This is a genomic window from Micromonospora yongxingensis, from assembly GCF_052601155.1.
The window spans coordinates 21,172-34,695 of sequence record NZ_JBQXEO010000016.1; the positions used below are offsets into that span (position 1 = coordinate 21,172).

Annotated in this window: 11 protein-coding genes; 7 read left to right on the forward strand and 4 right to left on the reverse strand. The window is 72.6% G+C overall.

The annotated features are described in order from the left end of the window. Positions 1-40 precede the first annotated feature (40 nt). From typA to ACTWLT_RS19685, 3 genes are all read left to right on the forward strand, one after another. Positions 41-1,909: a translational GTPase TypA gene (typA, locus tag ACTWLT_RS19675; RefSeq protein WP_445319660.1), complete on the forward strand. Its 1,869-nt coding sequence runs from the start codon at positions 41-43 to the stop codon at positions 1,907-1,909. 113 nt (positions 1,910-2,022) lie between these two features. Further along, positions 2,023-2,883 (forward strand): serine hydrolase, encoded by an 861-nt coding sequence (locus ACTWLT_RS19680; RefSeq protein WP_445319661.1) that lies wholly within the window; start codon positions 2,023-2,025, stop codon positions 2,881-2,883. A gap of 50 nt (positions 2,884-2,933) precedes the next feature. After that, positions 2,934-3,635: a lysoplasmalogenase gene (locus tag ACTWLT_RS19685; protein ID WP_445319662.1), complete on the forward strand. Its 702-nt coding sequence runs from the start codon at positions 2,934-2,936 to the stop codon at positions 3,633-3,635. Here the strand turns inward: ACTWLT_RS19685 and ACTWLT_RS19690 are convergent. After that, the gene (locus ACTWLT_RS19690) at positions 3,604-4,401 is read right to left on the reverse strand and encodes a tyrosine-protein phosphatase (protein WP_445319663.1); all 798 of its coding nucleotides are present in this window, start codon (positions 4,399-4,401) and stop codon (positions 3,604-3,606) included. The two genes, ACTWLT_RS19685 and ACTWLT_RS19690, sit on opposite strands and share 32 nt — an antisense overlap. 44 nt (positions 4,402-4,445) lie before the next feature. Here ACTWLT_RS19690 and ACTWLT_RS19695 point away from each other — a divergent pair, with 44 nt between their 5' ends. Further along, positions 4,446-5,543, forward strand: coding sequence for a mandelate racemase/muconate lactonizing enzyme family protein (locus ACTWLT_RS19695; RefSeq protein ID WP_445319664.1), 1,098 nt, complete (start codon positions 4,446-4,448; stop codon positions 5,541-5,543). A gap of 60 nt (positions 5,544-5,603) precedes the next feature. Beyond that, on the forward strand, positions 5,604-6,521 hold the full coding sequence (locus ACTWLT_RS19700) for a C40 family peptidase (RefSeq protein WP_445319665.1): 918 nt from the start codon (positions 5,604-5,606) through the stop codon (positions 6,519-6,521). 39 nt (positions 6,522-6,560) lie between these two features. On the opposite strand, the gene ACTWLT_RS19705 is transcribed toward ACTWLT_RS19700, so the two are convergent. Further along, positions 6,561-7,559 (reverse strand): TerC family protein, encoded by a 999-nt coding sequence (locus ACTWLT_RS19705; protein ID WP_252418362.1) that lies wholly within the window; start codon positions 7,557-7,559, stop codon positions 6,561-6,563. A gap of 457 nt (positions 7,560-8,016) precedes the next feature. Here ACTWLT_RS19705 and ACTWLT_RS19710 point away from each other — a divergent pair, with 457 nt between their 5' ends. Then, positions 8,017-8,310 carry an antibiotic biosynthesis monooxygenase family protein gene (locus tag ACTWLT_RS19710; RefSeq protein ID WP_252418363.1) on the forward strand — a complete coding sequence of 98 codons (294 nt, stop codon included), beginning with the start codon at positions 8,017-8,019 and terminating at the stop codon, positions 8,308-8,310. A 107-nt stretch (positions 8,311-8,417) separates the two neighbouring features. Here the strand turns inward: ACTWLT_RS19710 and ACTWLT_RS19715 are convergent, their stop codons facing one another. Continuing rightward, positions 8,418-9,278, reverse strand: coding sequence for a helix-turn-helix domain-containing protein (locus tag ACTWLT_RS19715; RefSeq protein WP_252418364.1), 861 nt, complete (start codon positions 9,276-9,278; stop codon positions 8,418-8,420). Between the two features lie 150 nt (positions 9,279-9,428). After that, positions 9,429-11,537, reverse strand: coding sequence for an excinuclease ABC subunit UvrB (gene uvrB, locus ACTWLT_RS19720; RefSeq protein WP_252418365.1), 2,109 nt, complete (start codon positions 11,535-11,537; stop codon positions 9,429-9,431). Positions 11,538-11,837: 300 nt separating this feature from the next. On the opposite strand from uvrB, the gene ACTWLT_RS19725 reads away from it, so the two are divergent. Continuing rightward, positions 11,838-13,514, forward strand: coding sequence for a hypothetical protein (locus tag ACTWLT_RS19725; RefSeq protein WP_445319666.1), 1,677 nt, complete (start codon positions 11,838-11,840; stop codon positions 13,512-13,514). Positions 13,515-13,524 lie beyond the last annotated feature (10 nt).

The following is a 13,524-nucleotide window of genomic DNA, read 5'->3' on the forward strand; positions in this document are numbered from 1 at the left end:
CGACGCAGCCTGCGCGAGCGCAGGCGGAAGGATAGAGGGTATGCAGCTTCGCACCGACCTCCGCAACGTCGCCATCATCGCTCACGTCGACCACGGCAAGACCACCCTGGTCGACGCCATGTTGCGGCAGGCTGGCGCGTACGGCGCCCGGGGTGAGACGACCGAGCGGGTCATGGACTCGGGTGACCTGGAACGGGAGAAGGGCATCACGATCCTGGCCAAGAACACCGGCGTGCGTTACCTGCCGGCCGACGGCTCGGACCCGGTCACCATCAACATCATCGACACCCCCGGCCACGCCGACTTCGGTGGCGAGGTGGAGCGCGGCCTGACCATGGTCGACGGTGTGGTGCTCCTGGTCGACGCGAGCGAGGGCCCGCTGCCGCAGACCCGCTTCGTGCTGCGCAAGGCGCTGCGGGCGCGACTCCCGATCATCCTGGTGATCAACAAGGTGGACCGTCCGGACGCCCGGATCAAGGAGGTCGTGGACGACACCTACGAGCTCTTCCTCGACCTGGACGCCGACGAGGAGCAGATCGACTTCCCGATCGTCTACGCCTGCGCCCGCGACGGCATCGCCTCGCTGACCCAGCCCGCCGACGGCTCGGTGCCGGACGACAGCACCTCCCTGGAGCCGCTGTTCCGCACCCTGCTGGACACCATCCCGGCTCCCGCGTACGAGGACGGCGCGCCGCTGCAGGCGCACGTCACCAACCTCGACGCCTCGCCGTTCCTCGGCCGGCTGGCGCTGTGCCGCGTCCGCCAGGGCACCATCACCAAGGGCCAGACGGTGACCTGGTGCCGCACCGACGGCAGCACCCAGCGGGTCCGCATCTCCGAGATGCTGATGACCGAGGGCCTGGAGCGCAAGCCGGCCGAGTCGGCCGGCCCCGGCGACATCATCGCGGTCGCCGGGATCTCCGAGATCATGATCGGTGAGACGCTGGCCGACCCGGAGAACCCGGTGGCGCTGCCGCTGATCACCGTCGACGAGCCGGCCATCTCGATGACCATCGGCACCAACACCTCGCCGCTGGTCGGCCGGGTCAAGGGCTCCAAGGTCACCGCACGGATGGTCAAGGACCGCCTCGACAAGGAGCTGATCGGCAACGTCTCGCTGCGGGTGCTGCCCACCGAGCGGCCGGACGCCTGGGAGGTGCAGGGCCGTGGTGAGCTGGCGCTGGCCATCCTGGTCGAGCAGATGCGCCGGGAGAGCTACGAGCTGACCGTCGGCAAGCCGCAGGTGGTCACCCGCGAGATCGACGGCAAGACCTGCGAGCCGGTCGAGCGGCTGACCATCGACGCTCCCGAGGAGTACCTGGGCGCGATCACCCAGCTCCTCGCCACCCGCAAGGGCCGGATGGAGCAGCTGGTCAACCACGGCACCGGCTGGATCCGGATGGAGTGGCTGGTCCCGGCCCGGGGCCTGATCGGCTTCCGTACCGAGTTCCTCACCGACACCCGGGGCACCGGCATCCTGCACCACGTCTTCGAGTCCTACGAGCCGTGGTTCGGCGAGCTGCGTACCCGCAACAACGGCTCGCTGGTCGCCGACCGCGCCGGCGCGGTCACCGCCTTCGCGATGATCAACCTCCAGGAGCGCGGGCAGCTCTTCGTCGAGCCGACCACTGAGGTGTACGAGGGCATGATCGTCGGGGAGAACTCCCGCTCCGACGACATGGACGTCAACATCACCAAGGAGAAGAAGCTCACCAACATGCGGGCGTCGACCTCCGACGAGACCGAGAAGTTGATCCCGCCGCGCAAGCTGTCGCTGGAGCAGGCTCTCGAGTTCTGCCGCGAGGACGAGTGCGTCGAGGTCACCCCGACCGCCGTCCGGATCCGCAAGGTCGTGCTCGACCAGCAGCTGCGCGGTCGCGCGGCGGCCCGCCGCAAGCACGCCGGCTGACCCACCAGCACCCGGGACCGGGCGCGTCGGCCGCTTGCGGCCGGCGCGCCCGTCCGCTTTCCGGCGGGGGTACGTCGCTATCCCCCGTCGAACGATCGGCTACGGTCACCGGCATGACCTGGGATGATCTCGACGCCCACCTGGACAAGGTGCCCGGCACCGTCTCGGCGTACGTGGGCCGCCTCGACGCGCCGCCGACCTGGACCCGCCACGCCGGCGCCGCCCACTACGCCGCCAGCACCATGAAGGTGGCGGTGCTCGCCGCCCTGTACCGTGCCGCCGACGCCGGCACGCTGGAGCTGGACGCCCCGGTCCCGGTGGTCAACGAGTTCGACTCGGCCCAGCCCGGCGCGCCCCGGTTCTCCTGCGCCCCGCACTACGACAACGACGACGCCGTCTGGGAGCGCGTGGGTGGCACGGCGCCGCTGCGCTGGCTCGCCGAACGGATGATCGTGCGGTCCAGCAACCTGGCCACCAACCTGGTCATCGGCCATGTGGGGTTGCCCGCCGTCGCCCAGGCGTGGGCGCTGGCCGGCGCCCGGCACAGCATCACCGGCCGGGGCATCGAGGACTTCGCCGCCCGCGAGGCCGGCATCACCAACCTGGTCACCGCCGCCGACCTGGCCGCTCTGCTCGGCGCCCTGGCCACCGGGGCCAGCAGCCCTGGATGCCTCGCCTCGCCGGCTGGCTGCGCGGCCATGCTGGACGTCCTGTTCGCGCAGGAGCACCGCGAGGACCTGGCCGCCGGCCTGCCCGAGGGCACCCGGATCGCACACAAGAACGGTTGGGTACGCGGCGTCCGGCACGGCGCCGGGGTGGTTCTGCCCGACGACGCCCCGCCGTACCTGATCGCGGTCTGCACCACCACCGAGCTGGCCGACGGCGGCCCGAGCGGCGACGAGGTCGAGGACGACGCCTGCCGCCTGATCGCCAACGTCTCGGCGCGGGTCTGGGCCGCCCGCCACCAGCTCTGACCGGTCGACTCCGGCTAGGCTGCTCGCACCCCCCACCCCGGAGCCCGCCGATGCCCCGCAGTCGTGTCCTCCTTGCCACCTTCCTCGCCGTGACGGTGGCGAACCTGCTGGCCAACGCCACCGACAACGGCGTGGCCGAGCTGCTCACGAAGCCGCTGCTGATGCCGCTGCTGGCCGCGTACCTCTGGCGGGCCACCGCCGAGCGCGGCGCCCGCCCGGACCGGCTGGTGCTCGCCGCGCTGGCCTTCTCCACCGGCGGCGACGTGGCGCTGCTGGGCGACGGCACCGGTTGGTTCATGGCCGGCATGGCCTGCTTCCTCGCCGCGCACCTGTGCTACCTCGCGGCGTTCACCCGGCACGGCGCCGCGACCGCGCTGCGCCGTACACCGCTGGTCGCGGTCCCGCTGGGGTACGCGGTGCTGACCGTCGTCGCGCTGACCTGGATGTGGGCGGGGCTCGCCGACGACGGGCTGGCCGTGCCCGTGGCCGGCTACGCGCTCGCGCTCGCCGCGATGGCCAGCACCGCCGCCACCCAGGGCTGGCGGGTCGGTCTCGGCGCCGCGCTGTTCCTCGGTTCCGACATGGTGATCGCCGCCGGGGTCGCCGGGATGGCCCAACCACCCGGCGCGCCGGTCCTGGTGATGGCGAGCTACGCCGCCGGCCAGGCGCTGATCGTCCTCGGTCGGGCCGCCCGCACCGGTAGGCCGGACGGCGTGCCGGTCACTCCAGCAACTGCGCCCGCAGCGCCGTGAGCGTCTCCTCGGTCAGCCCGAGCCCGTCGCGCAGGTAGCCGTCGAACGAACCGTGCACCCGGCGGACCTCCTGGTAGCCGGCGTCGAGGTACTCCGGGCGGACCTCCAGCACCGGCAGCACGGCGTCGACGTCCAGCTCGGGCTGCCGCCGCCGCATCGCCTCGACGATCACCGCGCGCAGGCTGTCGGTCAGCGGGTTGTTGCGCAGGTACTCGGCGCGGATCGTGGCCTCGTCAACGCCGAGCGCGGTCAGCAGAATGGCGGTGAGCCAGCCGGTGCGGTCCTTGCCGGCGGAGCAGTGGTAGACCAGCGGCAGGTTCTCCGGTCGGGCGGCCAGCCGCACCGCCTCGGCGAAGCCGGCCCGTGCCGACTCCCCGGTGACGAACCAGCGGTAGATCTCCGCCATCGCTCCCGCCGTGCCCTGCCGGGCCAGCTCGGCGTACGCGTTCAGGTCGTGGCCGAGCAGCACCGCCGAGACGTACGTGAAGACCGGGTGCTCCGGATCGTGCACCGGCAGGTGCACCACCCTGGGTTCGCCGACCAGCCGGTCCGACGGGGCCACCGCGATCTCCGAGCCGTCGCGCAGGTCGACCACGCAGGCCGGCCCGAGCTTCGCCAGCACCGGCAGGTCCTCGTCGGTGAGGCGGCCCAGCGCCGGCGTACGGATCAGTCGTCCGGCGCGTACCCGTCGGCCGTCCGCACCGATCAGGCCACCCAGGTCACGCGCGTTCGGCGCGCCCACCAGCTCCCAGTCCCGCCCGGTCATCCGGTCTCCCCTCCCGCCGCGTGCCTCCGTATAGGGTGCCCCACATGACGATCTCGGCGGTACGCACCCACCGGGTTTCCGCCCCCTTACACACCCCGTTCGTCACCGCGTTGCGCCGCACCACCACAGTGGACACGCTGGTCGTCGAGCTGATCGACGCCGACGGCCGGTCCGGCTTCGGCGAGGCGCCGCAGGTCTGGCAGGTCACCGGCGCGTCGGTGGCCGGCGCCCAGGCCTGCGTGCGGGAACTCCTCGGGCCGCTGTTGACCGGGCGCGACCCGGACGACCTGGTGACCCGCTGCGCGGAGGTGCAGCGCGCGGTGGTGGGCAACGAGGCGGCGAAGGCCGCGGTGGACGTGGCCCTGCACGACCTGGTCGCCCAGCGGCTGGGCGTACCCCTGGTGCGGCTGCTGGGTGGCACCTCGCTGCGGGTCCCCACGGACGTCACGCTGGCCGCGGGCGACGCGGTGGACCTGGCGGCGGCCGCGCGGCAGCGACAGGCCGACGGTTTCGGCGTGCTCAAGTTGAAGGTCGGCACGGACGCGGCCGGTGACCTGGAGCGGGTGCGGGCGGTCCGTTCGGCGGTCGGCGCCGGTGCCCGGATCCGGCTCGACGCGAACCAGGGCTGGACGCCCCGGGAGGCGGTCCGGGTGATCCGCGGCATCGAGGACGCGGGGCTCGACGTGGAGCTGGTCGAGCAGCCGGTGGCCCGTTGGGACCTGGACGGGATGGCCTGGGTCAGCGACCGGGTGTCGGTGCCGATCCTGGCCGACGAGGCGGTCTTCGGGGTTCGTGACCTGGTGGAGGTGATCCGCCGGCGGGCGGCCGACCTCGTGAACGTCAAGTTGGCCAAGTGCGGCGGGCTGCACCCGGCGCGCACCCTGCTGGAGCTGGCCGCCGCGCACGGCCTCGGCACGGTTGTCGGGTCGATGATGGAGAGTCAGGTGGGCATCGGCGCGGCCGCGAGCCTGGTCGCCGCGTACGGCACCACGGCCGTCGCCGACCTGGACGCCGCCTGGTGGCTGGCCTGGTCGCCGGTGCAGGGTGGGATCCGATACGAGGGGGCCACCGTGGTGCTGCCGGACGCTCCCGGCCTGGGCATCTCGGGCCTGACTGAAGCAAATATGCAGCCTCGCAGTTGATGATTGTTGGTTTCTTTCATAGTGTTTGCGGAGGACGGCCGACACGAGCTGGGGGTTGACGTGGAGCTGCAACCGGGCCGCGAGGCCGTCGTCCGGGTCGCGGTGGCGACGCTCTGGACCTCCCCCGAGGCTGTCCGCCCCGTCGACCGGCCTGCGCTCACCGCCCGCGCCGACATCCCCGCCTGGGTCTCCGGCCTGGACACCGACCAGCAGGTCGGCGACTGCGTGCTGAGCCAACTGCTGCTCGGTGAACGGGTTCTCATCAGCGAGCTGCGCCCGGACGGGTGGGCCCGGGTGGTGGCCGTCGAACAGCCGGCCGCGAAGCTGGACCCGCGCGGCTACCCGGGTTGGCTACCCGCCGACCAGCTGATCCCCGCCGACCCGACCGTCACCGGGACCCCGCTGGTGGTGGACGCCACGGCCGTCGCGCTGCGCGCCGCACCGGACGGGCCGGTGGTGCTGCCCGGCGTGGTCGTCGGCACCCGGCTCGTCCCTGCCGGCCCGGTGCGCGACGGTTGGCAGCCGGTGCACGTCCCCGGCCACGCCACGCCGCTCTGGCTGCCCGACGGTCAACTGGTCCCGGCACCGGCCGAGCCGCCCAGCGCCGCCGCCGTGCTGGCGGTGGCGCAGCGGCTGCTGCACGTGGTCTACGTCTGGGGCGGGCTCTCCGCGTACGGCATCGACTGCTCCGGCCTGGTGCACCTGGCCTGGCGCCGGTTCGGGGTGCTGCTGCCCCGCGACGCCGACGATCAGGCGGTGGCGACCACTCCCCTGCCGCTGGGCGCGGAGCGTCCCGGCGACCTCTACTTCTTCGCCCGTCCCGGCCGGAAGATCCACCACATCGGGATCGTCACCGCCGTTCCCGGCGACCACGAGAACCGGCGGATGCTGCACGCCTGCTACCGGCGGCGGCGGGTGGTGGAGGAGCCGATGCCGGCCGATCGGACCGCGACCCTGGTCGGCGCGCACCGGGTCTGACCCCGGCCGGGCGCGTCCCCGCACCCGGCCGGTGACGATTCAGCGCCGGGCCTCGGCCAGCTCGCGGCGGCGGTCCCGGGCGGACTTCATCAGGCTGGCGACCGTGGCGATCAGCAGCGTCCCGAGAATGACCAGCAGGGAGAGCCAGATCGGGATGTGCGGCGCCCACCCCACGTGCTCCCCGCCGTTGATGAACGGCAGGTTGTTGTCGGCCAGCGCCTCCAGCACCAGCTTGACCCCGATGAAGCCGAGCACCACGGCCAGCCCGTAGCTCAGGTAGATCAGCCGGTCGAGCAGGCCCCCGAGCAGGAAGTAGAGCTGGCGCAGACCCATCAGCGCGAAGACGTTGGCGGTGAAGACCAGGTACGGCTCCTGGGTGATGCCGAAGATCGCCGGGATCGAGTCCAGAGCGAAGATCAGGTCGGTGGTGCCGATCGCGATCATGACGATCAGCATCGGGGTGAAGAGCCGTCGCCCGGCCGAGTGCGTGGTCAGCTTCGCGCCGTCGTAGTCCTTGGAGATCGGCAGCGCCTTGCGGCTCCACCGGATCAGCAGGTTCTCCGAGAACTCGTCCTCGTCCGGCTCACCCTGCCGGGCCAGGTTGACCGCCGTGTAGATCAGGAACGCGCCGAAGATGTAGAAGACCCAGGAGAACTGTGAGATCAGGGCCGCGCCGGCGGCGATGAAGCCACCACGCATCACCAGCGCGAGCACGATGCCGACCAGCAGCACCTTCTGCTGGTACTGCCGGGGCACCCCGAAGCGGGCCATGATGATCACGAAGACGAAGAGGTTGTCCACCGAGAGGCTGTACTCGGTGAGCCAGCCGGTGTAGAACTGCCCGGCCGCGCTGGCCCCGGAGGTCAGCCAGACGCCGGCGCCGAAGAGCAGGGCCAGGCCGACGTAGAAGGCGACCCAGAGGCTCGACTCGCGCACGCTGGGCTCGTGCGGGCGCCGACCGATGATCAACAGGTCGACGAGCAGAACCGCAGTCAGTGCGACGAGGGTCCCCGCCCACACCAATCCGGACACGTCCAACGTTCATTCCTCCGGCAGACACGCGGCGTCGGGCACACCGTACGCCCCTGCGGGGCCCGGCGTGCCGCTGACGCTCACTCTGGTGACTGTCGGAGGTCTCTTCCGCCACCGGCCCGCACGAGCGGGACGGCGACCGACGGCGCCGGGTCGGGGACGCCGATGACCGGCGGCCGACCGTGCTGACGACTCCGTCGCGAGGGAATACTCCCCTCCTCGATCACCATTCTCCCCCACCACGCCGTGTGATCGCACCCCGGGCAGCCGGTGTGCCCGCCCACTCGGAGACGGGGAATAGGGCACCGCACACCCCGTCCGCCGTCCTAGGAGGCTAGTGTGAGTTTGGTGCGGCGAGTGGCCAACCGGAGCCCGCAGCGCGTCACCCACCCCGACGCCACTGTCGACACCGGAACAGACCCCACGAGACCGCCGGACCCACCCGCCGTGGGAGGCTTCCGGCATGGTGCTTGAGGTCGCGTTGATCGACGTACTGCCCGGACACGAGGACGAGTTCGCCGCCGCGTACGCCCAGGGTCACCCGGTGCTGGCCGGGACGCCCGGCTGCCGGTCGGTGCGGATGACCCGGGGCATCGAGTCCCCGAACCGGTTCGTGCTGCTCGTCGAGTGGGACTCGGTCGAGGCGCACACCGACAACTTCCGGGCCACCGAGCGGTTCGAGCAGTGGCGGGCACTGATCGGGCCGCACTTCGCCGGGCCGCCCCTGGTCGAGCACTTCATCGACGTACCGGCCTGAGCGCACTGTCGTACCGCGCGGTTATCGTGCCCACCGCACGCGCCGGCCGCCGGTCCCGACGGGCTCGGGGGCGCCGGGCCCGGTGGCCGCGCGGGCGGGCCGTGGGCTCATTCCCCCACGCGGCGGGCCAGCGCGGTGACCGTCTCCTCCGGTGACAACGCCGCGGCCAGCAGCGCCTCGGTCATCCGCTCGTACCGGTCGACGTCCAGCACGGTGGCCAGGCGGACGTCGGTGGTCAACGCCTCCAGCATCACCGTCCGCGGGTCCGCCGGGTCGGGAAAGGCATAGCAGGAGTACGGGGTGAGCGCGTGCAGGCCACCGTCGGCCGCCGCCCCGCGCGGCAACAGTCGGACCGTCACGTGGGCCAGCCCGGTCACGGCGACCAGGTGGCGCAGCTGCTCACGCCAGATCGGGACCGGCAGGTCGCCCAGGTCGCAGGCCGCCTCGGCGAGCACCGCCGTGTAGCGCGGCGGGTCGGCCCGGCGCAGCACCTCCTGCCGCAACGCCCGGGCACGCACCTCGGCCTCGATGTCGATCTCCGGCGTGAGCAGGGCACCGGCGGCCACCCGGAACCGGGCGTACGCGGGCGTCTGGAGGAGCCCCGGCACGACCGCCGGCTGGTACTCGACGATGTGGGCGGCACCCGCCTCCAGCTCGGCGTACGTGCGCTGCCGCTCGCTCATCTCACCCAGGGTCTTCCACCAGGCGCGACTGGTGGCCGCGTCCCGCGCGATCACGATCAGCGCGTCCCGGGCCGGCGACGGCACCTGGTAGACGTCCAGCAGATCGAGCACGTCGGCGAGGTCCGGGCGGCTCTGGCCCAGCTCGATCCGGGACAGTTTCGACGTCGAGGCCCAACCCAGCCGGTCGCAGACCTGCTCCAAGGTCAGCGCCTCGCGCCGACGTAGCTGACGCAGCTCGGCACCGAGCCGCACACGTCGAATGACAGGACTCGTTGGCAACGGCATCCCCGCCTCCCCACCGAGGGAGAGTACGCAGGACGATCACCCAGTGCAATAGCTCGCTCGCGCACCGCAATCAGACGGATCGCCCCGACGGCCACCAGAACCCGACCGCACCTGCCATTTGCGCAGGTGGGAGGCCGCCGGGGCGGCTCGTTACTTCACGCCTGCGGCATCCATGCCGCGCAGTTCCTTCTTCAGGTCGGAGACCTCGTCGCGGATGCGGGCCGCCAGCTCGAACTGCAGCTCGCGGGCGGCGGCCAGCATCTGGTCGTTGAGCTCCTGGATGAGCTGGGCGAGGTCGGCACGGGCCATCCCCTCCCGTGAGGTGGTGGTGGCGCCCGCCCGACTCCGGCTGCGGGTCTCCTTGACCGGCGCCTTGCCCCGGGAGAGCTGGCGCACCGCACCGCCGACGCGGGAGTTCTCGGTGTCCTCCGCCTCGCGGTAGATGTCGTCCAGGATGTCGTGGATCTTCTTGCGCAGCGGCTCCGGGCTGATGCCGTGCGCCTCGTTGTGCGCGATCTGCTTGGCCCGCCGCCGATCGGTCTCGTCGATCGCCGCCGCCATCGACGGGGTGATCTTGTCGGCGTACATGTGCACCTGACCGGAGACGTTACGGGCGGCCCGCCCGATGGTCTGGATCAGCGACCGGCCGCTGCGCAGGAAACCCTCCTTGTCGGCGTCGAGGATCGCCACCAACGACACCTCGGGCAGGTCCAGGCCCTCGCGGAGCAGGTTGATGCCGACCAGCACGTCGTAGTCGCCCTTGCGCAGCTCGCGCAGCAGCTCCACCCGGCGCAGCGTGTCCACCTCCGAGTGCAGGTAACGCACCCGGATGCCGTTCTCGAGCAGGTAGTCCGACAGGTCCTCGGCCATCTTCTTGGTCAGCGTGGTGACCAGCACCCGCTCGTCCCGGTCGGTGCGCAGCTTGATCTCGTGCATCAGGTCGTCGATCTGGCCCTTGGTCGGCTTGATCACGACCTCCGGATCGATCAGGCCGGTGGGCCGGATGACCTGCTCGACGAACTCGCCCTGGGCCTGCTCCAGCTCCCACGGCCCGGGGGTCGCCGAGAGGTAGACCATCTGGCCGACCCGCTCCAGGAACTCGTCGAACCGCAGCGGCCGGTTGTCGGCGGCGCTGGGCAGCCGGAAGCCGTGGTCGATGAGCATCCGCTTGCGGGAGGCGTCACCCTCGTACATGCCGCCGATCTGCGGAATCGTCACGTGCGACTCGTCGACGACGGTGAGGAAGTCGTCCGGGAAGTAGTCGAGCAGGCAGTGCGGCGGGCTGCCGGGCAACCGCCCGTCCATGTGCATCGAGTAGTTCTCGATGCCGGAGCAGAAGCCCACCTGCCGCATCATCTCGATGTCGTAGGTGGTGCGCATCCGCAACCGCTGCGCCTCGAGCAGCTTGCCCTGCCGCTCCAGCTCGGCGAGCCGGTCGGCCAGCTCCGCCTCGATGTCGCGGATCGCCCGCTCCATGCGCTCCGGACCGGCCGCGTAGTGCGTGGCCGGGAAGATCACCAGCTGGTCGACCTCGCGGACCACGTCACCGGTGAGCGGGTTGAGGTAGTAGAGCTTCTCCACCTCGTCGCCGAACATCTCGACGCGGACGGCCAGCTCCTCGTACGCCGGGATGATCTCCAGCGTGTCGCCCCGGACCCGGAAGGTGCCCCGCTGGAAGGCCATGTCGTTGCGGGTGTAGCGGATGTCGACGAGCCGCCGCAGCAACTGGTCGCGGTCGAGCTCCTGGCCGACACCGATGCGGATCGCCCGGTCGAGGTACTCCTCCGGCGTGCCGAGGCCGTAGATCGCCGACACGGTGGCCACCACGACCACGTCGCGGCGGGTCAGCAGCGACATGGTCGCCGAGTGCCGCAACCGCTCGACCTCCTCGTTGATCGAGGAGTCCTTCTCGATGTAGGTGTCGGTCTGCGGGATGTACGCCTCGGGCTGGTAGTAGTCGTAGTACGAGACGAAGTATTCGACCGCGTTGTCGGGCAGCAGCTCGCTGAACTCCTTGGCCAGCTGCGCGCAGAGCGTCTTGTTCGGGGCGAGCACCAGGGTCGGGCGCTGCAGCCGCTCGATCAGCCACGCGGTGGTGGCGCTCTTGCCGGTGCCGGTCGCGCCGAGCAGCACCGTGTTACGGTCGCCGCGCCGGACCCGACGCTCAAGGTCGTCGATGGCGGCCGGCTGGTCGCCGGCCGGCTGAAACTCGCTGACGACCTGGAAGCGGCCGTCGAGCCGGGGAATGTCGAGCGCCATGACGTCAACGGTACGCCGGAGGTCCGACAGGAACGGCCTGCACGGCGGGTACGTGATCAGCTTCAATATTTCCATTGTGTGGCCCATGTCACCGGCGCTAGGCTCTCGCTGTAGGCCGCTCGCGGCGGCCGACCGGGCCGGTGGCCAGGCCGTCATCACGGCCGGCCGCCCCCGGCACTGCGGTCGCAGCACCCGGCACCGTCCGGCGTGCGCACCGGTGTGGTCGCGCTCGAGGCGCAGACCGGCCGCCGCGAGCGCCCCTGCTCGTCACCCCCGTGCCACCCCGCCCGTTTCACATCCGTGGACACCTCTCCAGAGCCGGCACCCGACACCGATCCCGGGGGCAAGCCCCGACCCGGCACGAACCGGCCGGGCACCCGGGCCGCCAGCCGATCCACCGGTCGCCACCGCAACGGTCCGGCCGGCACCACCGGCCGGACCGCCAGCACCCCGAGCGGATCGGCGCCCACCGACCGGCCGGGCACGGACCACCGAGCCGGTTCCGACCGCGCCACCGACAGCCCCGCCGGCGCCGCCGACACCGCCGGTCCAACCCCGGCCGGCCGTCGCCGACGCACGGTGCTGATGCTGCTCGGCCTGACCGCGGTGGCGTCCGCGACGGGGCTGGTGCTCGGGCTGTTGAGCTGGGCACCCGACCCACCCGAGGCGGCCCGGCCGCTGACGATCGCCGAGGGCGAGCGGCTGGCGGCCATGCGGGTCACCAACCTGCGGGACCTGCGCGCCGGGGTCCGTGTCACGGTCGGCGCCGGAGCCGCCCGCACCGAGCTGGTCGGGTGGGTGGACTGGTCCCGGGCGCTGCTCTACCTCGACGTGGGTGGTCCGGGCGCGGGCGCCGAACGCGGTCTGCTGCAACGTGCCGGTCCGGTGCTGGTGATCCGACCGGACCCGGCGGCGGTGCCCACTCCGGCGGCGCCACCGCTGGTGCCCCCGCCGGACCGTTGGCGGCTGCACCGCCCGGCGCCCGACGCGCGCCTGGTACCCGTGCTCGACCTGCTCCTCGGCCTCGCCGCGGACCGTCCGGACCCGGCCCAGGCGCTGCGGGACAGCGGCGCCCGCTGGCTGGCCCGGGACACCGTCGCGGCCGGGCCGGTGGACGTCGTCGAGGCACCGCTACCCGGCGGGACGTCACCGGCCACCGGCGACAGACGGGCGGGCGGCGACGCCGACGGGCAGGCGCGCTACTGGCTCGACCAGGACGCCCGGCTGCACAAGCTGGTGGTCGGGTTGCCCGGCGTCGGTGCGGTCACGGTGACCGTCAACCGGGCTGACCGCCCGACGCTACGACCGGTGGACGCACTCGGTGGACGACCCGGCCTGCCCCGCGCGCTCACCGACGCCGAGCAGGACCGGCTGGAGCGGCTGCCGGCCCGGCTGCGCGCCCAGGGCGGCGCCGCGCTGACGCTGACCGCGCCGACGGGCACGGACACCAACCTGCGGGGCGCCGGCTGGTTGAGCTGGACCGCCCGCACCGCGTACCTGGCCGTCGCCGACCTCGGCGTCCCGGATCGCCGGACCCTGCTGCGGCGGGATCCCACCGGCGTGGCCAGGGCCGACGTGCCGGCCACGGCGGGTGGCGGCGGCACCGCGGAGACGCCCGGTCGGCCGCCGCTGACGCCGCCCACGGGCACGTGGCGGTTCAGCCGGCCCGGAGCGGACGACCTCGGTCTGCTGGTCGACGCGGCGCTGGCCGCCGGCTCGTCCGGCCCGCGCGGCGGGGCCGCGCGGATACGGGAGGACGTCGCCGGCGGGCGGACCGTGGACGTCGTCGAGCTGCGCACGGCCGACGCGCGGCTGCGCTACTGGATCGACCGGGGCGGGTCGCTACGCCGGCTGGAACTGCACACCGACCCCGGTGCGTGGGCGCAGCTGGACCTCAGCCCCGCCTCGGTGCCCCGCCTCGCCCCGGCGCCCCGCCCCGCGGCCACCACCCGGCCGGCCGGCGCCACCACACGGTGACCTGCGCTTC